Origin of the sequence: Streptomyces sp. NPDC006384, assembly GCF_042870695.1 — a bacterium.
Lineage (GTDB): Bacteria > Actinomycetota > Actinomycetes > Streptomycetales > Streptomycetaceae > Streptomyces.
The window spans coordinates 135,559-155,999 of sequence record NZ_JBIAHR010000010.1 but is presented as its reverse complement, the minus strand read 5'-3'; the positions used below and the strand labels follow the sequence as shown (position 1 = coordinate 155,999).

At 70.2% G+C, this 20,441-nt stretch carries 18 protein-coding genes and 1 pseudogene; 15 read left to right on the top strand and 4 right to left on the bottom strand.

What is annotated here, in order from left to right:
* Window positions 1–129: 129 nt before the first annotated feature.
* Window positions 130–1,163: pseudogene (locus ACFYOJ_RS16085) on the top strand (SDR family oxidoreductase).
* A gap of 172 nt (window positions 1,164–1,335) precedes the next feature.
* On the opposite strand, the gene ACFYOJ_RS16080 reads toward ACFYOJ_RS16085, so the two are convergent.
* Window positions 1,336–1,614 (bottom strand): hypothetical protein, encoded by a 279-nt coding sequence (locus tag ACFYOJ_RS16080; protein WP_356557046.1) that lies wholly within the window; start codon window positions 1,612–1,614, stop codon window positions 1,336–1,338.
* A gap of 206 nt (window positions 1,615–1,820) precedes the next feature.
* On the opposite strand from ACFYOJ_RS16080, the gene ACFYOJ_RS16075 reads away from it, so the two are divergent.
* The 3 genes from ACFYOJ_RS16075 (at window position 1,821) to ACFYOJ_RS16065 (ending at window position 4,810) form a co-directional block, all read left to right on the top strand.
* On the top strand, window positions 1,821–2,315 hold the full coding sequence (locus tag ACFYOJ_RS16075) for an FBP domain-containing protein (protein WP_356557045.1): 495 nt from the start codon (window positions 1,821–1,823) through the stop codon (window positions 2,313–2,315).
* Between the two features lie 114 nt (window positions 2,316–2,429).
* Window positions 2,430–3,701 carry an FUSC family protein gene (locus tag ACFYOJ_RS16070; protein WP_356557044.1) on the top strand — a complete coding sequence of 424 codons (1,272 nt, stop codon included), beginning with the start codon at window positions 2,430–2,432 and terminating at the stop codon, window positions 3,699–3,701.
* 62 nt (window positions 3,702–3,763) lie between these two features.
* Window positions 3,764–4,810, top strand: a complete 1,047-nt coding sequence (locus tag ACFYOJ_RS16065; RefSeq protein WP_356557043.1) for a hypothetical protein — start codon at window positions 3,764–3,766, stop codon at window positions 4,808–4,810.
* Window positions 4,811–4,855: 45 nt separating this feature from the next.
* Here the strand turns inward: ACFYOJ_RS16065 and ACFYOJ_RS16060 are convergent, their stop codons facing one another.
* A complete protein-coding gene (locus tag ACFYOJ_RS16060; RefSeq protein ID WP_356557042.1) occupies window positions 4,856–5,584 on the bottom strand; it encodes a DUF2470 domain-containing protein in 729 nt (242 codons plus the stop codon).
* A 292-nt stretch (window positions 5,585–5,876) separates the two neighbouring features.
* On the opposite strand from ACFYOJ_RS16060, the gene ACFYOJ_RS16055 reads away from it, so the two are divergent.
* The 11 genes from ACFYOJ_RS16055 (at window position 5,877) to ACFYOJ_RS16005 (ending at window position 18,079) form a co-directional block, all read left to right on the top strand.
* A complete protein-coding gene (locus ACFYOJ_RS16055) occupies window positions 5,877–6,032 on the top strand; it encodes a hypothetical protein (RefSeq protein ID WP_356557041.1) in 156 nt (51 codons plus the stop codon).
* Between the two features lie 257 nt (window positions 6,033–6,289).
* Complete coding sequence (locus ACFYOJ_RS16050) at window positions 6,290–8,941, top strand: Tn3 family transposase (RefSeq protein WP_388597073.1); 2,652 nt, start codon at window positions 6,290–6,292, stop codon at window positions 8,939–8,941.
* 242 nt (window positions 8,942–9,183) lie between these two features.
* Window positions 9,184–10,197 (top strand): DMT family transporter, encoded by a 1,014-nt coding sequence (locus ACFYOJ_RS16045; protein ID WP_388597071.1) that lies wholly within the window; start codon window positions 9,184–9,186, stop codon window positions 10,195–10,197.
* Window positions 10,198–10,483: 286 nt separating this feature from the next.
* The gene (locus ACFYOJ_RS16040; RefSeq protein ID WP_356556823.1) at window positions 10,484–11,356 is read left to right on the top strand and encodes an iron-containing redox enzyme family protein; all 873 of its coding nucleotides are present in this window, start codon (window positions 10,484–10,486) and stop codon (window positions 11,354–11,356) included.
* A complete protein-coding gene (locus ACFYOJ_RS16035; RefSeq protein WP_356556822.1) occupies window positions 11,326–11,628 on the top strand; it encodes a 2OG-Fe dioxygenase family protein in 303 nt (100 codons plus the stop codon). The genes ACFYOJ_RS16040 and ACFYOJ_RS16035 overlap by 31 nt, the downstream gene beginning before the upstream one ends.
* Window positions 11,629–11,648: 20 nt before the next feature.
* Window positions 11,649–12,572, top strand: coding sequence for a diaminopimelate epimerase (gene dapF, locus ACFYOJ_RS16030; protein WP_356556821.1), 924 nt, complete (start codon window positions 11,649–11,651; stop codon window positions 12,570–12,572).
* Window positions 12,569–14,656, top strand: coding sequence for a molybdopterin-dependent oxidoreductase (locus tag ACFYOJ_RS16025; protein WP_356556820.1), 2,088 nt, complete (start codon window positions 12,569–12,571; stop codon window positions 14,654–14,656). Before dapF ends, ACFYOJ_RS16025 begins: the two co-directional genes overlap by 4 nt.
* Window positions 14,653–15,642 carry an aldo/keto reductase family protein gene (locus tag ACFYOJ_RS16020; RefSeq protein WP_356556819.1) on the top strand — a complete coding sequence of 330 codons (990 nt, stop codon included), beginning with the start codon at window positions 14,653–14,655 and terminating at the stop codon, window positions 15,640–15,642. Before ACFYOJ_RS16025 ends, ACFYOJ_RS16020 begins: the two co-directional genes overlap by 4 nt.
* Before the next feature lie 46 nt (window positions 15,643–15,688).
* Window positions 15,689–16,816 (top strand): aminotransferase class I/II-fold pyridoxal phosphate-dependent enzyme, encoded by a 1,128-nt coding sequence (locus ACFYOJ_RS16015; RefSeq protein ID WP_356556818.1) that lies wholly within the window; start codon window positions 15,689–15,691, stop codon window positions 16,814–16,816.
* Window positions 16,813–17,745 carry an ornithine cyclodeaminase family protein gene (locus ACFYOJ_RS16010; protein WP_356556817.1) on the top strand — a complete coding sequence of 311 codons (933 nt, stop codon included), beginning with the start codon at window positions 16,813–16,815 and terminating at the stop codon, window positions 17,743–17,745. The genes ACFYOJ_RS16015 and ACFYOJ_RS16010 overlap by 4 nt, the downstream gene beginning before the upstream one ends.
* Before the next feature lie 88 nt (window positions 17,746–17,833).
* Window positions 17,834–18,079 carry a hypothetical protein gene (locus ACFYOJ_RS16005; RefSeq protein WP_356556816.1) on the top strand — a complete coding sequence of 82 codons (246 nt, stop codon included), beginning with the start codon at window positions 17,834–17,836 and terminating at the stop codon, window positions 18,077–18,079.
* Between the two features lie 149 nt (window positions 18,080–18,228).
* Here the strand turns inward: ACFYOJ_RS16005 and ACFYOJ_RS16000 are convergent, their stop codons facing one another.
* Entirely contained in the window at window positions 18,229–18,972 is a 744-nt protein-coding gene (locus ACFYOJ_RS16000) for a PIG-L deacetylase family protein (protein WP_356556815.1), read from the bottom strand.
* Between the two features lie 98 nt (window positions 18,973–19,070).
* Window positions 19,071–20,375: an alpha/beta fold hydrolase gene (locus ACFYOJ_RS15995; protein WP_356556814.1), complete on the bottom strand. Its 1,305-nt coding sequence runs from the start codon at window positions 20,373–20,375 to the stop codon at window positions 19,071–19,073.
* Window positions 20,376–20,441 lie beyond the last annotated feature (66 nt).

The following is a 20,441-nucleotide window of genomic DNA, read 5'->3' as shown; positions in this document are numbered from 1 at the left end:
ACCGCCGTCCGTATCCACCACAGACCGCCCCGACCGTGATCCCCCCGTCCGGTCGGGGCTCTTCTTTGTCCCGGCCCGCGAGGGGTACCCGGCCCCTGCGAGCGAGCAGGCGGACGGGAGGAGCGGAAGGTGAGCAGTTCAACGGGCGGCCGGATCGTGGTCACGGGAGCCACCGGCAATGTGGGGACCAGCGTCGTGAAGGTCCTCTCGGAGGATCCGGAGGTCGGTTCCGTCCTGGGACTGGCCCGGCGGATCCCCGCGTGGTCCCCTCCGAAGACGGAGTGGGCCGCCGTCGACCTGGCCTCGGAGGGGGCCGATCCGACCGGACTCTTCGCGGGCGCCGACGCGGTGATCCATCTGGCGTGGGCTTTCCAGCCGACGCACGATCCGGTGACGACCTGGCGCACCAACGTCCTCGGCTCCCTGCGGGTCTTCGACGCGGTGGCCGCGGCCGGGGTGCCGACGCTGGTGCACGCCTCGTCGGTCGGCGCGTACTCGCCGGGGCCGAAGGAGCGCGCCGTGGACGAGTCGTGGCGACGCACGGCTGGCCGGACGCGGCGTACTGCCGGGAGAAGGCCTATCTGGAGCGGGTGCTGGACACCTTCGAACGCGACCATCCGGGTGTCCGTGTCGTACGCATGCGGCCGGCGTTCCTCTTCAAGCGGGAGTCGGCGAGCGAGCAGCGGCGGATCTTCGGCGGCAGGTTCCTGCCCGGCCCGGCGGCCCGTCCGGAGCTGCTGCCCTTCCTGCCGGACGTGCCGGGGCTGCGGATGCAGGCGCTGCACACCGACGACGCGGCGGGCGCCTACCGGCTGGCGGTGCGCACGCAGGACGCCCGGGGACCGTACAACCTGGCGGCCGATCCGCCGGTCGACGCGGAACTGCTGGGCGAGATGCTCGGCGTCGACCGGCGGGTCCGGCTGCCCCGCACGGTGGCCCGGTCGGCGATCGCCGCCGCGTGGGGCCTGCGTCTGCTGCCGGCGTCCCCGCACCTGTTCGACGCGGTGCTGCGGCTTCCGCTGATGGACTGCACCCGCGCGCGTGCGGAGCTCGGCTGGCGTCCGGTGCGCACGGCGACCGAGGTGCTGGAGGAGTTCCTGCGGGGCTTCCGGGAGGGCGCGGGAGCGGAGACGGAACCGCTGCGGGGACGCAAGGCCGGCTGAGCGCGTACGGGCGGCGGGCCGGGACGCGGGGCGCCCCTTCCGTACGTACGTCCTGGTACGGCGAGCGGCCCGCCGGGCGGACCCGGCGGGCCGTTCTCGTCCCGGGGCGCCGGCGGTCGCTCCGTGCGGTCCCGCGAAGGGGGCCGTCCGCCGGTGCCGCCGGCCGGTGCCGTCAGCCGGAGGACTCGTCCGGCACGGGGTGCTCGGGGTGGACGTTGCCCGACCGCGGCCCGTTCTGGCGGCCGGTCCCCGCCTCGTCCGTGTCGGGGACGTCGTCGCCGGAGCCGGAGGTCTCGTCGCCGTCGCCCTCGGTGTCCCCGGCGCCGTCGGAGTCCGCCCGGGCGGGCGCGGTCTCCCAGGGGTCCTCGCCGCTGCCGGCCTGCTGGTCCGGCATGTCCCGCGGCACGGGGGCACCGTTCTCGCCGGGTCCTTCGAGGCGGTGGTCGGTCACGGCGCGCTCCTTCCTGCGGTGTCCGGGCTCGTCCGGACGCCGTCGGGTACCTCCGGGCCGGCCGGTGAAACCCCGGCGCGGCGCTCAGTGCCCCACGGAAAAAGCCTTTGGCTCTCTCCCGGGCGGCTATATACCCTAGGCAGCCGCCTAGACACCCTAGGCATTGCCGGGTGACCGGCACCCACGACCGCCTCCGGAGGCTTCCCATGCGCAGACTCACCGAGCGGGACATCCGCGATTCCTTCATCAACTGCTCGAAGGGCGAGGCGAAACGCCTGGCCGTGCCCCGCGATCTCGACGAGCGCCCGTGGGAGGACCTCGATTTTCTCGGCTGGCGGGATCCCGGCGCGCCCGACCGCAGTTATCTGGTCACCGAGCAGGGTGACCGTCTGGTGGGGGTGGCGCTGCGCTTCCAGGCGTCCCGGCGCGGCTTCCTCCACCGCAGCCTGTGCTCGCTGTGCCTGACGACCCACCCCGGTGGCGGCGTGTCGCTGATGACCGCGCGCAAGGCGGGCCCGGCCGGCCGCGAGGGCAACTCGGTCGGCCTGTACATGTGCACCGACCTGGCGTGTTCCCTGTACGTGCGCGGCAGGAAGGTGCCGGAGTCCGGCGGCCGTTTCGAGGAGAGCCTCACCCAGGAGGAACAGATAGCCCGCACCGTGGACAATCTCTCGGCCTTCCTCGCCAAGCTCACCGGCTGATCCCCGCGCCGCGCGGCGGCACCCGGCGCGCGGGAACCGTTATGGCCGCCTGCGTCCGGTTACCGTCCTGTCCGGATACGTTCGTTGCGCCGGGGGAAGGGGAACAGCCTGAGGATGCTGGATGTACGTGAGGCCGCGGTGTCCGCCGTGCGCCGGGTGAAGTCTCTGCTGAAGTGGCACCGGGACCCCGTGGTCGCACAGGCGGTGCGGTCGGCCGCCGCGGCGTCGATCGCCTATGTGATCGCGGTGCGGCTGAGCCCCGACAAGTCGGCGGCGCCGCTCACCGCGCCGCTCACCGCTCTGCTGGTCGTCCAGGTCACCCTGTACGCCACGCTCAAGATGAGTTTCCGCCGGGTGAACGCCGTGGTGGCCGGTGTCCTGGTCGCCATCGCCTTCAGTCAGCTGGTCGGTCTGAGCTGGTGGAGTCTGGCCCTGGTGATCCTGGCGGCGCTGGGCGTCGGGCATCTGGTGCGGGCGCACGAGTTCACGGCCGAGGTGGCGATCAGCGCCATGCTGGTGCTCGGCGTCACCGCGCACGGCTCGCTGGCGTGGGCCCGGGTGGTGGAGACGCTGATCGGGGCGATCGTCGGTCTGGTCTTCAACCTCCTGTTCGCGCCGCCGGTGTGGGTGGAGCAGGCCGGGGAGTCGATCGAGGGTCTGGCCCGGCGGGTGCGGCAGCTGATGCTGCGCATGGGCGAGGAGGCCGCGGGCAGCACGGCGTTCCACGAGGCGGCGGCACGGCTGCACGAGGCCCGCCGCCTCGACCACGACATCGCCGAGGTGGACGAGGACCTGCGGCAGGCCGAGGACAGCCTGCGGCTGAACCCCCGCGTCCGCGAGGGCCTGCTGCACCGGGTGGTGCTGCGCACCGGTCTGGACACCCTGGAGATCTGCACGGTCGTCCTGCGGGTCCTCGCGCGCACCTTCACCGACCTCGCGAAGGAACGCGAGCCCGACCCCCTGTTCCCGCCGGAGACGGGCGCGGCCGTCCAGCAGCTCCTGTCCGAGATCGCCGACGCCGTGGTCAGCTTCTCGGTGCTGGTCACCACCAGCGTCAGCGAGAACGCCGAGTCGGCGGAGGAGCGGCTGACCGCCGAGCTGCGGCAGGCGGCGCTCACCCGGGACAGGCTCGCCCAGCTGCTGCTGGAGAACGTGCAGCGCGACGCCCGGCAGTGGCAGCTGCAGGGCGCGGTGCTCACCGAGGTGAACCGCATCATCGACGAGATGGACACCGAGCACCGCTCGCGCAGGCTGCTGGAGGAGCTGGACCGCCACACGCGCGAGCAGCGCGAACGCCTGCCGCGGCTGACGGGCCTGCGGGACCGGATGCGCGCGCTGTCACGCCGCCGCCGGAACCGCGGCGCCTCGGGACATCGTTCTCGCTGAGAGAGGGACGGACCGGCACCGGCTCGTCCGCCGGCGGGCAGAACGGAAAGAGGGACGCGGGGATGACCGACACCGGTGTGCGCATCGACGGGGACACGCTGCGGCTGCCGGGCGGGGCGGCGGTGCGCTTCAAGCGCACGCTGCGCCTGCCCGAGACGGGCACGCACGCGCTGCCGCCGGGGCTGGGCACGTTCCCGCTCCGCCGGGTCGCCGACCACGCCGACACCGTGCCCGAGGCGTGGCGGGCGCGCGGCGGCGTGATGCTGCCGGTGTACCTGCGCGAGGCCATGTGGCTGAATTTCGTCGGCACCAGGGAGCCGACGGCGCTGCAGGTCGGGGTGGGCAAGGTGTGCGCGGTCTCCGGAAAGCCGTGGAGCGATCGGCTGTCCCGCGACCCGCAGAACTACGTGGTGCTCCCCCGCCAGCCGTGGCTGGACGGCATCAACTCGGGGACGGGCACGGTCCGCCAGTTCGTGGCCGTGCCGCTGGGCATGGGGGCCACCGTCGAGGGCCAGGTGACCGGCGAGGAGGTGTGGGGCGGCGTGCAACTGCAGGTCTTCACGCTCGGCGACCGGGCGCTGGCCCGCTGGCGGGAGGAGGAGCGGCGCCGGGCCGAGGCGCTGCGCGCCCGGGGCGCCAGGCCGCGCGGCGCTCTCGCGGCCTCGGCGCCGATGCCCGCGCCGGGCGCGGCACCGGCGGCCCCCGGCGCGGCCCCGCGCCGTTCGGCGCCCGCCATGGGCCTGGGAGTCGGCGGGACCATGCGGCAGGAGATCTACCGGGACGAACGGCCCCTCGGGGACTGGGCCGGACAGCCGGCGGGCCGGGTCTTCGTGCACCTGGTGACGCCCCCGCAGTGGCGGCGCATCACCGGCGAGGAACCGCCGCCCTCCCCCGTCGACCGGGCCGCGTACACCAGGGCGGGACTGCCCTGGTACGACTACTACGACGAGGACGCCCACGACCTCGCGCCGTCCGGCACCCTGGGGGACGTCAAACCGGTCGGGGAGTGGATCGGCGACGACCACGAGCCCTGGCAGCCCCCGGCCCCCTCGCAGGTGCACCCCCTCGGGGACGCCCCGGGCGCGCCGGTGCAGGACGGCGACTGGTAGGACGCCGCCCCGCGGTCCGCGCGGGTGCGTGCGGGAACGTGCGGGTCACGCCTCGCCGTCGGTGTGCCGGCGCTGCAGCGCGGCGCGCGGGCACGGGGCCGCGCCCGCCTGCCCGAGCAGCACGTGCACGCGTTCCGTGAGCTGCGCGAGGTCGTCCGCGGGCGCGTGGAACGGCAGGCGTACGTCGCCGTGGGCGCGGAGGCGCTCGATGCGCAGCGTCAGCCCGTGCCGGTCGACGGCGAGGGGACGGACCCGGACCGCGCCGAGCAGACTGCCGGCGTCGACGAGCCGGGTGAGCCGCTCGACGGCGTCGCCGTGGCAGTCGGCGAGGTGGGTCAGCAGCCGGGCCTCGGCCGTGGCCAGCGGGTCGGGCGCCGCGGCGGCGAACTCCTCGAGGCCGACCACCGTGACGCCGGACGGCCGGCGCAGCACCACGCGGGTGGGCCGGAACGCCAGGTGGCCGTCGTCCGGGGCGAACCAGCCCGCCAGCCAGAGCCGGGCGCGGATCCGGGAGCGCACCGGGACGGGTGCCACGTCGGCGAACTCCAGCACGGCGGACGGCTCCCCGCGGGGTGCGCAGACCGCCGCCGCGAGCAGGGCGCTGTCCTCCGGCACGCGGAGCAGCACCCGGCCGTCCTCGGTCACGGTGTGCGCGCCGGCGAACTCCTCGCGGGCGCCCTCCGCGGTCACCGCGCAGGACCAGGCGGTGGCGAGCACGGAGCGGGCCTGCTCCGCCGCGGCGGGCGCGGCCGTCCAGGTGTGGTGGTCACCCATCCCAACCTCCGTCGTTCAATCAATTAGGTAAGGCTTGCCTAAGCTATAGGAGATCGGAGGGTGAGCCAACCAGGACGGGTGTTCCACGGGGATTCGGGCCGGTATTCCGGACACGGCCGTCGCCGTCAGGTGGGCGGAGGAGATACGCGTAATAGCCGCCACTTCATAGCAGAGCGTGATGGTCGAATACGGTGAGTGTGCGTACGCTTCGTGATCTGGCCCTGGCCCCGCTACCGGGATCGTCGCTGTTTATGGTGGCCGCTGTCAGTCGGTCGGGCGTGGGGCGGTTGGTGTGGCGTCGCTGGAGCGGACGGCGTATCCGAGGTTCAAGAGGCTTATCTCGGAACGGGAGTTGCGGGAGTTCTTCACGCCGACGGCGGAGGAGGTGACGTGGGCCCGTGAGCGTACGCATGACCGCCCGGGCCGGGTCTTGGCGCTGCTGGTGTGATGCTGAAGTCCGCGGCACGGCTGGGACGTGTCCCCAAGCTCGGGGAGATACCCGAGGCGGTCGTGGCCCACGTGCACGAACAGGTGGGACTCGCTGCGGGGACGGTGCCAGAGACGGACTCCGAACGGAGTGAGGAGCGCTACCGTTCCGCCGTACGTGACCGCCTGGAGTTGTAGCACAGGCCGGGCGAGGCCCGCGCGGTCGCGGAGGCGGCGATGCGGGTGGCGGCGCCGGTGAAGGCGCATACCGCGGACCTGGTGAACGTGGCGCTTGAGGAGCTGGTCCGGCAGAAGGAGCGGCTGGAACTGCCGGCGTTTTCCACCCTGGACCGGATGGCTGCCCGTATCCGCTCTGCGGTGGAAGCCTCGCAATGCGAGGCGATCGTCTCACGCATGAGTGACGCGGCACGGGAGCGGGTCGCAGGCATGCTGGAAGTCGTCGGGGGCGAGTATCAGAGCCTGTTCGCGTGGATCAAGCAGCCCGCCCGGCGGGCGACCTGGTCGCGGTTTAGGGCCCATGCGGAGCGGATGGAGAGGGTGGACGGGCTCGGGGATGCCGTCTTCTGGGTGGGGAAGACACCGTCGGCGAAGGTGGCCGCGCTGGCCGAGCAGGCGAGGGTGCTGTCGGTGGGCGAGATGAAAGACATCGCCGAGCCCCGCCGCACCGCGATGACCGTGTGCCTGCTGGCGCAGGTTCAGGCGGCGGTGCGGGACGAGACCGTGGTGATGCTCTCCACGCGCATGTCCCGGCACCTCAAGCGGGCCCAGGAAGAGCTGCTGGAGATCGAGAAGCGGCAGAAGGAGACCACTGTGCAGCTCCTGGCCACCTTCCGGGACGTGCTGACCGCCCTGCGTGGCAGCGGTGAGGCCGCTCCCGGCGCGTGGGAGGGGGAGGCGTCGCTGGATGACCTGCTGGCGCTGAAGAACGCCCGGGCTGCGATCGAGGCGGCGGGCGGGTTCGAGGCCCAGATGGCGGAGCTGGAGGCCCTGGACGCCTACCGGGGCAGCAACTACACGGCGCTGGTGGAGCGCTTCTTCAAGCCGGACCGGCCGACCATGTTCAAGATCGCCCGCCGTCTGTCGTTCACCGAGACCTCGACCGACCGCAGCGTGCTGGACGCGCTGGACCACGTCCTCGCTCACCAGCACCTCACCCGGCCCCTCGTGGCGGACACCCATCCCACCCGCACCGACGAAAACGGGGAGCCCGTACGGCTGGACCTGTCGTTCGAGCCGAAGATGTGGCTGAAGACCGTCTACTCCCGTGAACAGCCGGGGATGCTGGTCCGCCGCCATTTCGAGGCAATGGTGTTCTCCTGTCTCGTGGAGGAGCTGCGCTGCGGTGACGTCGCCGTGATCGGCGCCGAGGACTACGGTGACTGGACCCGCATGCTCCTGCCCTGGGAGCAGTGCGAGCCCAAGCTCGCCGGCTTCTGTGAGCAGGCCGGCATCCCGGCCACCGCGAGCAAGTTCACCGTTCGGCTGCGCGAGCGGCTCACCACGATCGCCGAAACCGTGGACGCCGGGTATCCGGACAACAAGGACCTCACCATCGACCCGGTCACCGGCGTCCCCTCCCTTGCCCTGCGCAGAGCAGGCGAGCGCACCGCCTCCGCAGAGAAGCTGGAAGAAGCTCTCTCCGAGCGGCTTCCCGCCCGCAGTGTGCTGGAGCATCTGGCGCGGGCGGCGCACTGGACGGACTGGTGGAAGCGGCCCGGCCCGCGCTCGGGCAGCGAGCCGAAGCTGAAGGAGCCTCTGCCGCGCTACGTGACCACCGCGTTCGTCTACGGCTCCGGGCTCGGCCCCGCCCAGGCGGTGCGCCACATGCGGGGCAGCGTGGCCGCGCACGAACTCGGTGCCATCGCGAAACTTCACCATCCCGGTTCTCAACCGGTGCGGCGCCGACGTCGTCAACGCCCACGCCGGCCTGGACCTGACCGCGGCGTGGGGAATGGGTCGGTGGCGGCAGTGGACGGCACCATGATGGACACCGTCATCGACAACCTCCTCGCCGAGACCTCGATCCGCTACGGCGGCTACGGCGGGATCGCCCACCACCTCGTCTCCGACACCTACGTCGCGCTCTTCTCCCCGTTCGTCCCCTGCGGGGTCTGGGAAGCCGTCTACCTCATCGACTCGCTCCTCGCGAACGAATCGGAGGCCAAGCCGGACACCGTACACGCCGACACCCAGGGCCAGTCCTTCCCGGTCTTCGGCCTCGCCCACCTGCTCGGCATCGACCTGCTGCCACGGATACGCAACTTCCAGGACCTCACCTTCCACCGCCCCGACCCCCAGCTGCGCTACCGGCATATCGACGCGCTGTTCTCCGCCGATCCGCGCACCTGCATCGACTGGCAGCTCATCGAGAACGGCTTCAAGGACCTCATGCAGGTCGGCCTGTCGGTACGGGAGGGCACCGTGTCCCCCGTCACCCTCCTGCGGCGCCTGAACAACCACTCCCGCAAGAACCAGATCTACCGGGTCTTCCGCGAGGTCGGCCGCGCCGTCCGAACGACCGTTCTGCTCCGCTACCTGTCGGACCCACAGCTGCGGGAGCAGATCACCAGGGCGACGAACAAGGCCGAGGCATACAACGGGTACACGAAATGGCTGCACTTCGGCGGAGACGGCTACCTGCGCTCCCGCGATCCCGAACTCCAGGAGAAGGCCGTCAAGTTCCTCGACCTGATGGCCAACAGCATCATCTTCTCCACCACCGTCGACATGACCGACACCCTGCGCCAGATGGCCGCCCAGGGCTGGGAGCTGAGCCCCGACGACATCGCCGCGCTCAGCCCGCACCGCAGGGACAACGTGCTCCGCTTCGGCGACTACGACACCGCCACCCTCCACATCCCGCCCGGCCCGTACGACAGCGCGCTTCGCCTTCCTGCGGATGGCCTCTGACGGTGTTTGAAGAACGCGCAGGTCACACGAGGGGACCTGTCCCCGAGCGGTGGACAGGTCCCAGCCCATGCCGGGACGCCTGCCCTTTGCCGGGTAGGGTGATCACATGCAGCTGTTTCTGACCCCTCCGCCGCCCGCCGCTTAAGGCGGGCAGTCATGCAGAGCCATCCCGGGGTTACCGGGGTGGCTGCGCGGGTTGCCCACGGAGACATCGTGATGGCAATCAATCGAGGAGATCTCAGTTGCAGTCCTCTTCTGCCCTGCACGTTCGGCAGGGTGTTCTCTACGTCGCAATTGCGGCCACAGCATGGGGCACTGGTGGCGCAGTGGCCGCCGAACTGTACGACGTCGGCGGAATCGGCCCCATCTCCGTTTCCTTCTGGCGGTTCCTCAGCGGGCTCGGGCTGCTTCTGGCAGCTCACCTGGTCCGACGATCCCGGCGGCCGGAGACGGCGCTGTCGCTGCGCGCAACGTTCGCGGCGAACCCGCGGCGAGCCCTGATCACAGGCTTCGGACTGGCGGTGTACCAGACGGCCTACTTCGCCTCCGTGCAGCAGGCCGGGCTGACCGTGGCCACGGTGGTGACCCTGGGCTCGGGTCCGGTACTGGTCGCCGTCGGAGCCCGGCTCACGCTGGGCGAGCGCACCGGCGTCGCCGGAACCGCCGCAGTGGCGAGCGGCGTTGCCGGCCTGGTGCTGCTGATGGGGGGCGCAGACGGGAGCACCGGCCCGGCTCCCCTCCTGGGCATCGGATACGGGCTAATCTCCGCAGTCGGCTACGCGGGCGTGACTCTGCTGGGCCGCTTCTCCGGCCGAAAGAACACCGGGGGCGCGTTCGAGTCCACGGTGACCGGCTTCGCGGTGGGCACGGTCTGCCTTCTGCCGATGGCTCTGCTGGAGGGCTTGCTGCCCGAAATGGAGCGTCCGGCATGGACCTTGGGCCTGATCCTCTACTTGGGGGCGGTGCCGACGGCGCTGGCGTACACGTTGTTCTTCGCCGGCCTCGGCGTCGTACGGGCGACCACGGCATCCGTGGTCGCCCTGGTCGAGCCGCTCACCGCGGCGGTCATCGGCGTCCTGGGCTTCGGTGAGCGGCCCAACGCGATCGTCCTGACCGGCACGGCCCTTCTGCTGTTCGCCGTTGTCTTCCTCGCCGCCGACGAGGGGGTCGGCCGAGCGGCCTCCCGAAGGGCGTCCGGTCCAGATGCTGACCACGGTCAGCGCACGTCGCATCCGGCCACGCAGGCCAAGGACTGACGCCCAAGCACCATGCACAAGGCGGGCGGCGGCTGTTGAGGCCGTCGCCCGCCATTACTACCGGTAGCGGATGATGCACATCGCGCCACATGGATTCAGCGGACATCCATCCTCATATCAGCCCTGTCAAGAACCCTCATCACGTCAACCTCACGGTGCGATGAAGCTCCTTGAACAACAATGCAGTTAGCGTTCCGCAGGTGGCCATGCCGCTGGCATGGAGAACCGGCATACGACAGGAGACGATGTGAGCACAGGAGCTCACTTACTCGACCAGAAAACGGGCTTGGACGCCTATCTGGTGGTGGGGGAAATATCCTCGCTGCTGAATCGTTCCGCAGAAGATCTTGACACCTCATTGGCTCCGGGCGAGCGGGCGGACCTTCGTAAAGCCGTCAGCGAACTCAACGCGCAGTCCGCAACCGGTGATCAGGCAGCCTTCTATGGCCAGCAACTCCTGCTCTCCCGTATCTACGGGCTCTCGACGCAACTACCCGAGGCGCCCACCGCCGAGGGATCCGTGGTCGTCCAAGAGGTACTCCGCCTGCTCGAACAGGCCACCATGGACGCCGAAGACGCCATGCTGGAGCCCGGCGCACTCGACGCCGCGCCGACGGAGCCCTCCGCGTTTCTCTCGTGGCTGAAGAAACTCGCCCGTGAACACCGGGTCTACAAGCACCCGTACTACCGGGAGTTCATCCGCAATCAGGCAACGGAAGGCGACCTGCGGAACTACGTGATCCAGGAATCGGTGGTCGACGGGCGATTCGACGATCTGCTCGCCATGATGCAGGTCGGCACCAGTGGCGCCGCGAAGATGGAGATAGCTGAAAACTTCTGGGATGAGATGGGAAACGGGGACCCGTCGCAGGTCCATACCCATCTCTTCAACCAGATTTTTCGTGTCTTCGAAATTCCCGCCGATGAACTGGAGCGGTCACTCACCGCCAACGCGCTTCTGTCCGGAAATCTCGCGGTGCTTCTCTGCCGGTACCGGCACCTGTACCCCGAAGCCGTCGGATTCCTGGGAATGACCGAGTGGCTGGCGCCCGACCGCTTCGTGCAGGTCGTGCACGCCTGGGAGCGCCTCGGACTGCCCGACGTCGGCATCGTGTACCACCGGAGGGTGTGCACCACGACGGCCACGAGTACGTCATGATCGCCGTACTGCGGCGGAACAACGTCGGCGGAAGCGAGACCCGTCTGTGGAAGCCGGGCGCCGACGCGCCGTTCTGGACGGGCACACTGGCGGCCGGACAGGCCGTCCTTCTGGACGACAAGGCACTTCAGCACGACGTCACGGACGTGACTTCCGCTGACGGCGGGCCCGGCCACCGGGACATCGTGATCATCGCCTTCTCCCGCTGGAAGGACAAGTGGTACGGCGACGAGCACGACGAGGCGGCCCTCGCCAACCGCCCGAAGAACTGACCCGCCGTAGCCGTCAGCTCATGGTCGACTTCGTGAAGTATCAGGCGCTGGGCAACGACTACCTGCTCGTCGACCCTCGATGCGGCGATAAGGCCCTCGGCCCCGAGCCCGCCCCCGAGGCCGTCCGCTTGCTCTGCGACCGGCACTACGGAGCAGGGGCGGACGGGCTGCTCCTCGGGCCGCTGGAATCCCCCAAGCCCGACACCCCAGTAGCGCTGCGCATCTTCAACGCGGACGGCAGCGAGTGCGGGATGAGCGGCAACGGACTGCGCATGTTTGCCCTGTACCTCGCCGAGCACCACCTCGAGCAGTGGCGTGCGGGCAGGCCGTTCACGATACGGACACGAGGCGGCGACGCGGAGGTTCGGATCGTGGATTTCGCCGACGGCCTGGTGCGCGTGGGCATGGGGCTGCCGCGGTTCACCACCGTGGAGGGCGACGGGGACAGCGACGTCGGTGGCGTTGCCGTCCCCCTCGCCGGTGAAGGGCGGGACGCGGCGGTCACCGTCACCGACCTGCACCTGGGCGTTCCGCACACCGTCGTGTTCAGGGATCGGATCGACGGGGAACTGGCTCAGCGCCTGGGCCCCGCTCTGGCCTGGCATTCCCGCTATCCCGACGGCACCAACGTGGAGTTCGTGCGCGTACACGACGACCACACGTTGGATGCGGTGGTCTGGGAGCGTGCCGCCGGCCATGTACCCGCTTCGGGGAGCGGCGCGTGTGCCGCGGCGGCCGTGGCACACGCGCGCGGCTTCGTCGGCCGGGACGTGAGAGTCCGCATGCCTGGCGGTGAAGTCCAGGTGAGTGTGGCCCGGGACGGCCAGGTCAGCTTGACCGGAACCGCCCGGGAGGTGATGCGGGGCGTCCTTTCGCCCTCGCTGCGCACAGAGCTGGCCGCTCGGCGCGCAGCGCCGGGGCCATCTGGAAGGGAGGGCACATGAGTGTCACGCAAGTCCCCGGAGCATGCCCGCTGGACTGTCCGGACGGCTGCAGCTGGCAAGTGACGGTCCGAGACGGTAAGGCCGTCGCGCTGCGCGGCACCCCGGACCATTCCTACACCAGGGGCACCCTGTGCGTGAAAGTCAACCAGTTCCTGGAGCACACGCGCGCGCCCGACCGGCTGCTTCACCCGCTGCGGCGCATCGGCCGCAAGGGCGAGGACCGGTTCGAGCGCATCAGCTGGGACAGCGCCCTCGGCGAGATCGCGCGGCGGTTGAAGGAGACCATCGAACGTCACGGTGGCGAGGCGATCTGGCCGTACCAGGGCACCGGAACCCTCGGCTTTCTCCAGGGGCTTCAGGGGCGGGCCGGCAGCAGGCTCTGGAACGTACTGGGTGCTTCGCGCCACGACATGACGATCTGCTCGATCGCCGGTCTCGCCGGACTCCAGTACGCACTCGGCACCAGTACCGGGATCGACCCGGAGAATCTGGTTCATTCCCGGCTGATCCTGCTGTGGGGGAGCAATCCCCTCACGACCCACCACCACCTGTGGAAGGTGATCCAGCGTGCACGGCGCGACGGTGCACATGTCGTCGTCATCGACCCGGTCCGCAGCCGCACGGCGGCCCAGGCCGACGAGCACATCGCGCCCCTTCCGGGCACGGACGCGGCGCTCGCCCTCGGTCTCATGCACGTGGTTCTCCAGGAGGGTGCCGAGGACCAGGAGTACCTGGAAACCAACACCGTGGGGTGGGAAGCGTTCCGGAAGAGAGTGCTGGAGTTCAGCCCGCGGCTCACTGCGCGGGAAACGGGGGTTGCCGAGGAGGAGATCGTCCGGCTCGGACGGCGTATCGCCAACAGCCGGCCCACCGCCATACGGGTGTCGCAGGGCATTCAGCGCCACGCCGGGGGCGGCACTGCCCTGCGAACTCTCGCCTGCCTGCCCGCCGTTACCGGCGACTGGCGGCGACCCGGCGGCGGTCTGCTCTACTCGACCGACGGCTACTTCGGCGGGAACCGTGAGGCCCTCTACCGGGACGACCTGCTGAGCCGTCCCGTTCGGAGCCTGTCCATGACGCGGTTGGCCGAAGGGCTGTTGGAGACGGACGATCCGCCTGTCGAGGCCCTGATCGCCTACGGCGCCAACCCACTGGCCAGTACCCCCGATCAGAACCGAATCCGCCAGGGACTGGCCCGGGAAGACCTCTTCACCGTGGTCATGGATCACTTCCAGACCGACACCGCCGACTACTCAGACATCGTGCTGCCCGCCACCATGCAACCCGAGCACCTGGACGTGCACGACGGCTACGGCCATCTGTACATCACCTGGAACGAACCGGCGGTTGCCCCACCCGGGGAGTGCCTGTCCACCACCGAGACCTTCCGGCGCCTGGCCAGGGCCATGAAACTGACGGAACCGGCGCTGTACGCCAGCGACGAAGAACTGGCGAGCGAACTCCTCGACTCACGGCATCCGTCCCTGGCCGGCATCACCGTGAACACACTGCGCGACAAAGGATGGGCGCGGCTCTCCTACCCGAAGGGGTACGTGCCCTTCGCGAACGGATTCCCCACCCCCTCGGGGAAACTCGAGTTCATTTCGGAGACCGCCCGGACGGACGGCTTCGACGCCGTGGCCGGATACATTCCGGCCACGGAGACCCACGACAGCCAACTGGCACAGTCCTTGCCCTTCGTCCTCCTCTCCGTTGCGAACCACTTCTTCCTCAACACCATCTTCGGGAACAAGCCGGCGCTGCGCCGCCGGGCTGGCCCGCCGTATGTGGTGCTGCACCCGAAGGACGCCGCGGCGAGCGGCATCGCGGCCGGCGACCGCGTCGAGGTGGCCAACAGCCGAGGCGCCTTCGATGCCTTGGCCAGGACCGACGACGTCGTACGCCCAGGAGTCGCCATGACGACCAAGGGCCACTGGCCCAAACTGACTGACGGCTCCGGCCCGAACGCCACCGTCGACGAACGGGACGCAGACATGGGCGGCGGAGCGGTCTTCCACGACAACCGCGTGCGGATCACGCCCCTGCCTCCGCGTGGGGACGACAGCAGTGAGGATTGCGGATGAAATTCAGACAACTGGGCTGTAGCGGACTTCAGGTCAGCGAGATCGCCTGCGGCAACTGGCTCACGCACGGCGCCCAGATCAACGACGACCAGGCCGTCCAGTGCGTCCACACCGCACTGGACGCCGGAATCACCACGTTCGACACGGCCGACGTGTACGCGGGCACAGCCGCCGAGGCCGTACTCGGCGGGGCGCTGAAAGGCCAGCGCCGCGAGTCCCTGGTGATCTCCACCAAGGTGTTCTTCCCGACCGGTCCCGGACCGAACGACGGTGGTTTGTCCCGCAAGCACATCACCGAGGCCATCAACGGCTCACTGTCGAGACTGGGCACCGACTACGTCGACCTGTACCAGGCGCATCGCTTCGACCACCGGACTCCACTGGAGGAGACCCTCAAGACCTTCGACGACCTCATCCGGCAAGGCAAGGTCCTCTACATCGGCGTCTCGGAGTGGACCGCGGACCAGATCGCACGGGCCATGAAACTCGCCGGCGAACTGGGCCTGGACCAGTTCGTATCCAACCAGCCCCAGTACTCGATGCTCTGGCGTGTCATCGAGGAGGAGGTTGTACCCCTCTGCGAACGGGAGGGGCTCAGCCAGATCGTCTGGTCGCCCCTCGCCCAAGGCGTACTCACCGGCAAATACCTGCCCGGGCATCCTCCGCCCGCCGGATCGCGAGCCACGGATGAGGTGGGCTCCGGCTGGGTGAAGACCTTCCTGCGTGACGAAGTGCTCGAGAGGGTGCAGCAGCTCACCCCCATCGCTGAGGAACTGGGCCTGACCCAGGCTCAGCTCGCTGTCGTCTGGACGCTGCAGAACTCGAACGTCGCCGCGGCCATCGTGGGCGCCTCCCGGCCGGAGCAGATACGTGAGAGCGCGAAGGCTGCGGGCGTCCGTATCGACCCGGCGCTGATGCGTCGCATCGACACTGTCCTCGGCCCGGTCGTCGAACGTGATCCAGCCAAGGTGGACAGCGCCCAGTAGCGCCACCTCCCATGCGTTCATTCCGCCAAGTCCCTGGGGGATATCCATGACCTTCACCCCGTTCGAACTGCTGGAATGGCAGGGGCGACTGGGAGCCACCGCCACGTACAGCCTGGCCGACAGCGGCTGTCGGCCGATCCGGCTGCGCGACCTCGTGGACAGCGAGCAGTCGCTGAGCCGACTTCTCAACAGCGAGCTGAGCTACCCCCCGACATGCGGCACCCACCAACTGCGCGCGCAGATAGCGCAGTGGCACGCCGGGAGCGCGGACCATGCCTCGGAGGTCATCGTCACGGTCGGGGCGGCAGAGGCCAACACAGTCGCCGTCGAGACCCTCATCCGCCCTGGGGACCATGTGGTGACCATGTCACCCGGCTACCGTCAGGTCTGGGGTGCCGCCCTCAACCGGGGCGCCGTCGTCGAGGATTTCCCACTGGACCCGCAGCGTGGGTGGCGACCCGACATGGACGCGCTGGCAAAAGCGGTCCGCCCGGACACCCGAGCCATCTCGGTGACAACCCCTAACAACCCGGCGGGCACCATCCTCACCGAGGAGGAGATACAGGCGATCGTCTCCATCGCGGACCGTGTAGGCGCATGGATCCTCTCCGACGAAGTGCACCGCGGCACCGAACTCCACACCGACGAGGCCAGTCCCACCTTCTGGGGGCGGTACAACCGAGTCGTGTGCGTCGGCAGCCTCTCCAAGGCATTCGGCATGCCAGGTCTGCGTCTCGGCTGGCTGATCGCACCACCCACGCTCACGCCGCAGCTTCGCCAACGACACGAATACACCACCGTCTCCGCGGCCGGGCCGGCCATGGCTCTCGCGGAACTGGCGCTCACTCCCATCACCCGCGCCCGGCTGCTGAACCGCTACCGCGGCTTCCTCCGCGAGAGCTGGACCCAGATGCAGCAGTGGATCGACTCCCACGACCAGCTGCTGTCGGCCGTGCCGCCCCAGGCCACATCCCTTGCCTTCGTCCGCTACCACCTAGACCTGCCCAGCACCGAAGTCGCCGAGGCACTGCACGCCCGCGGCGGCGTGCTGGTCGGTGCCGGCGCCCACTTCGGAACCGAGCACCACCTCCGGTTCACCTACGGGCAGGAACCGGCCCAACTGGCAGCCGCACTGGAGAAGACCTCACACGTTCTGAAGGAACTGAGTGCGTGAACCCCACAGCACTGCCACTGATCGACGCCGACGAACTGGCGCGCCGCCTGCCCATGCCACAAGCCATCCAAGCAGTGGAACAAGCCCTGCGCGCAGGGCTGGACCCCGAAGCGGACATCCCCCGCACCGTGCTCGACGTCGACGCGGGCCAGCTGCTGCTGATGCCCTCCACGACATCCGCGTACACCGGAGTAAAGATCGCTGGAGTCGCTCCCCGCAACCCCGCCCGCGGGCAGCCACGCATCATCGCCTCCTACCTCTTGATGGACGCGGCCACACTCCGTCCAAAAGCCCTGATCGACGGCTCCGCCCTGACCCTGCTGCGCACCCCCGCGGTTTCCGCCGTGGCCGTGGACCACCTGGCGGTCCCGGATTCCGAACGGCTCGTCGTCTTCGGCGCCGGACCACAGGCATGGGGCCACGTGGAGGCAATCCGGGCCGTGCGCCCCATCTCCTCGGTCGGTGTCGTCGCGCGTCGCCCAGAGCAGGCAGCGACTCTGATCAAGCGCTGCCGGGAGGTCGGCCTGGACGCAGAGGCAGTCTCGTCGGAAGCCGTCGCGACCGCCGACATCGTGGCTTGCTGTACGACATCGCGTACGCCGCTGTTCCCGGCCGCAGACGTCGCATCCCACACGGTCGTCGTAGCCATCGGGTCTCACGAACCGACGGCCCGAGAGGTAGACACCGAATTCGTCGCCCGGGCCACAGTCGTTGTCGAAGCCCGCGCGGCGGCGCTGAGTGAGGCAGGCGACATCCTGATTCCTTTGCGCTCCGGCGACGTCGGTACTGGGGCAATAGCGGGCAACTTGTCCGAGCTTGTATGCGGAGCTATGAATGTCAGGCCCCTGAGGCCAAAGCTTTTCAAGAGTGTGGGCATGTCATGGCAGGACCTGGTTGTGGCCGCTGCCACCGTCGAACGGCTCTCATAAGCGCACAAATGTGGCCGGAATCCGATGCCAGGTGACAGCCGTGCCGCTGTCGCCATGCCATGCCATGCCAATGACCAGGCTGGGAGCCATGAACAACACCTTCGACACCACCGTCCAGACCGTCATCACTCTGGCCATACTGGCAATCGCGGTACTCCCCGCGATCATCGGGACCATCCGCGACCGCCGTATCAATGTCCAGTTACGGGACGCGGAGGAGGGCCGAGACCGTCGCACCGGCGTCCTGGTCGTGTTCGACCTCGCTTACGGTCCGCATGAGGACAGGGTCTTTCGCGCGCATGCGGGCCGAAGCACCTGGGGGACACGCCGTTGAGCTGGGCAGCACCCTGTACGGCGCCATCGCCTCGCCACCGCCCTCTGGCAAGGCGGTCGGGAAGGCCCTAGAAGCAGTTACCCACAGTGACAAATCGCGAGTAGCTGATCCTCTACCGCCCTGTAAAACAGCTCTCCTCCAACCGCCCGTCACCGCGGAAACAGTTCGAAGCCGACGGCGGGCCGGCCGCCGAAGCGGCGGCCCGTCTCCTGGGCGGCTCGCGTGAGAAGTCCACGCGCGTATGCCTCGGGCTCCTCGTCGGTCAGCGCCTCGATGTAGGTGCGGTGCTCCAGCAGCGAACGGACCGCGCGCTCCAGTCCGGACGTCGCGTCCACGGCGTGGGTGGGGGTGTCGGAGCCCGCGACGGCGACCCAGCGGACCCCGTCCCAGGGCTCGAGACCCTGCTCGGCCAGTTCCGGGAAGATCCACCGGTTGCCGGCGTCGCCCGCGGCGTCGAGCGTGGCACGGCCGACGGCGACGTGGTCCGGGGTGTTCCAGACGACGCCGCCCCAGGTGTCCCGGTGGTTGAGCGTGACGACCAGCTCGGGCCGGTGCCGGCGGATCGCGGCGGCGATGTCGCGGCGCAGGGCGGTGCCGTACTCGACGACGCCGTCGCGGTGGCCGAGGAACTCCACCTCGCTCACCCCGACGACGGCGGCGCTCGCCCGCTGTTCCCGCTCGCGCAGGGGGGCGCACTCGGCGGGCGGCAGGGTGTCGATGCCCGCCTCGCCGCGGGTCGCGAGGAGGTAGGCGACCTCGCGTCCGCCGTCGGTCCAGGCGGCGACCGCCGCCGCGCAGCCGTACTCCAGGTCGTCCGGGTGGGCCACGACGGCGAGGGCTCGCCGCCAGTCCTCGGGCATGGGCTCCAGTTGCGTGCTCGTCGGCTCCGTCATGCCCGCACACTAACCGGCGACGCCGCCCTCGCACCCGGTGTCCGCACGCCGCCGCGGCACCCCGCCCGGGCCGGCTCCCGTCGCCCAGGCCTCGTCGCTCAGGCCTCGTCGCGGGCCAGCGCCAGCAGCCGGTCCAGGACGCGGGGGCCGCCGGCCCGCACACCGTCGTGCTCGAACTCGTCGGTGACCCAGGTGCGCAGTCCGCGGATCGCGCGGGCCGTGGCCAGCGAGTGGCCGGTGTCGACGTACATGTCGTCGTGGTAGACGGCCGCGGCGACCGGCACCTCGTTGGCGGCGAGACGCGCGGGGTCGTACAGGGGCGTCCAGTCGGTGCGGGCGGCGAGCAGTTCGGCGGTCTCGCGCAGCGGGCGCAGGGCCGGGTCGCAGTCGAACATCCAGGGGTGGACCGTCTCGCCGGTGAACAGCAGCGGTTCGTCGCCCGCGAGGGCCCTGGCGGCGTCGAACCGCGGGAACTCGGCGCGGACCCGCTCGGCCGACCAGTTCGTGGGACGCGCGTCCTGGGCGTAGATCGCCTCGTGGACGAGGGCGTACAGGGGGTGGCCGGCGTACGACAGCAGACCCTGGACCTCTTCCTGGAAGGCGTCGGACAGTTCCGTGCCGTGCGGGGTGGGCACGAAGGCGTCCTCCAGCAGGAAGTGCAGGCGGTGGCTGCCCTCGCCGCCGCCGAGGAGGATGCCGAGGGACTGGAAGGCCTCGACGGTGAGCCGGTAGCCGTTCGGCAGGACCACGTCGTGGGTGAGCAGGTGGTCGGCGATGCGGCGGGCGCGCTCGACGTCCTGCGGGTAGCGGGCGTAGTGCGCGGCGACCTTGCGCTCGATACGGGGGTAGGCCGCGCGGTAGACGTCGTCGGCGTGGGCGTCCAGGGAGGGCAGGCCGCCGGTGATCAGCGCGGTGCGCAGGCCCTCGGGGGCCAGGGAGAGGTAGGCGACGGTGCAGAAGCCGCCGAAGCTCTGCCCGAGGACGGTCCAGGGGGCGCCGCCGGTGACCTGGGGGCGGACGGCCTCGCAGTCGCGGACGATCGAGTCGGCGCGGAAGCGGGTGAGGTAGTCGGCCTGCTCGGCGGGGCCGCCGCGCAGCGGGAGCGTCTGCCGGTTGGCGGGCGTGGACGCGCCGGTGCCGCGCTGGTCCAGGAGCAGGACGCGGAACTCCTCCAGCGCCCGGCCGAGCCAGGCGGGACGGCCGATGAAACGGTTCGCTCCGAAACCGGGGCCGCCCTGGAGGTACACCAGCCACGGCAGGTCGTCCCGGTGCGCCTTGTCGCTCGCGACGACCTCGCGGGCGTACAGCTCGATCGTCTCCCCGGCGGGGTCGGCGTGGTCGAGGGGCACGGTGAAGCGGCGGTCGGTGAGGACGACGCCGGGCTGGCGGTAACTGGCGCTCAACGCAGGCTCCCGGGACGGACGGATCACGGCGGCCGGGTCTTCCGGCCGTGTCCCAGTTCAGCACAC

Coding starts and splice junctions, on each gene's coding strand:
- ACFYOJ_RS16000 (WP_356556815.1), bottom strand. CDS start 18,972: ATGACGGAGCCGACGAGCACGCAACTGGAGCCCATGCCCGAGGACTGG.
- dapF (WP_356556821.1), top strand. CDS start 11,649: ATGGTCGACTTCGTGAAGTATCAGGCGCTGGGCAACGACTACCTGCTC.
- ACFYOJ_RS16005 (WP_356556816.1), top strand. CDS start 17,834: ATGAACAACACCTTCGACACCACCGTCCAGACCGTCATCACTCTGGCC.
- ACFYOJ_RS16060 (WP_356557042.1), bottom strand. CDS start 5,584: ATGGGTGACCACCACACCTGGACGGCCGCGCCCGCCGCGGCGGAGCAG.
- ACFYOJ_RS16070 (WP_356557044.1), top strand. CDS start 2,430: ATGCTGGATGTACGTGAGGCCGCGGTGTCCGCCGTGCGCCGGGTGAAG.
- ACFYOJ_RS16020 (WP_356556819.1), top strand. CDS start 14,653: ATGAAATTCAGACAACTGGGCTGTAGCGGACTTCAGGTCAGCGAGATC.
- ACFYOJ_RS16065 (WP_356557043.1), top strand. CDS start 3,764: ATGACCGACACCGGTGTGCGCATCGACGGGGACACGCTGCGGCTGCCG.
- ACFYOJ_RS16075 (WP_356557045.1), top strand. CDS start 1,821: ATGCGCAGACTCACCGAGCGGGACATCCGCGATTCCTTCATCAACTGC.
- ACFYOJ_RS16015 (WP_356556818.1), top strand. CDS start 15,689: ATGACCTTCACCCCGTTCGAACTGCTGGAATGGCAGGGGCGACTGGGA.
- ACFYOJ_RS16025 (WP_356556820.1), top strand. CDS start 12,569: ATGAGTGTCACGCAAGTCCCCGGAGCATGCCCGCTGGACTGTCCGGAC.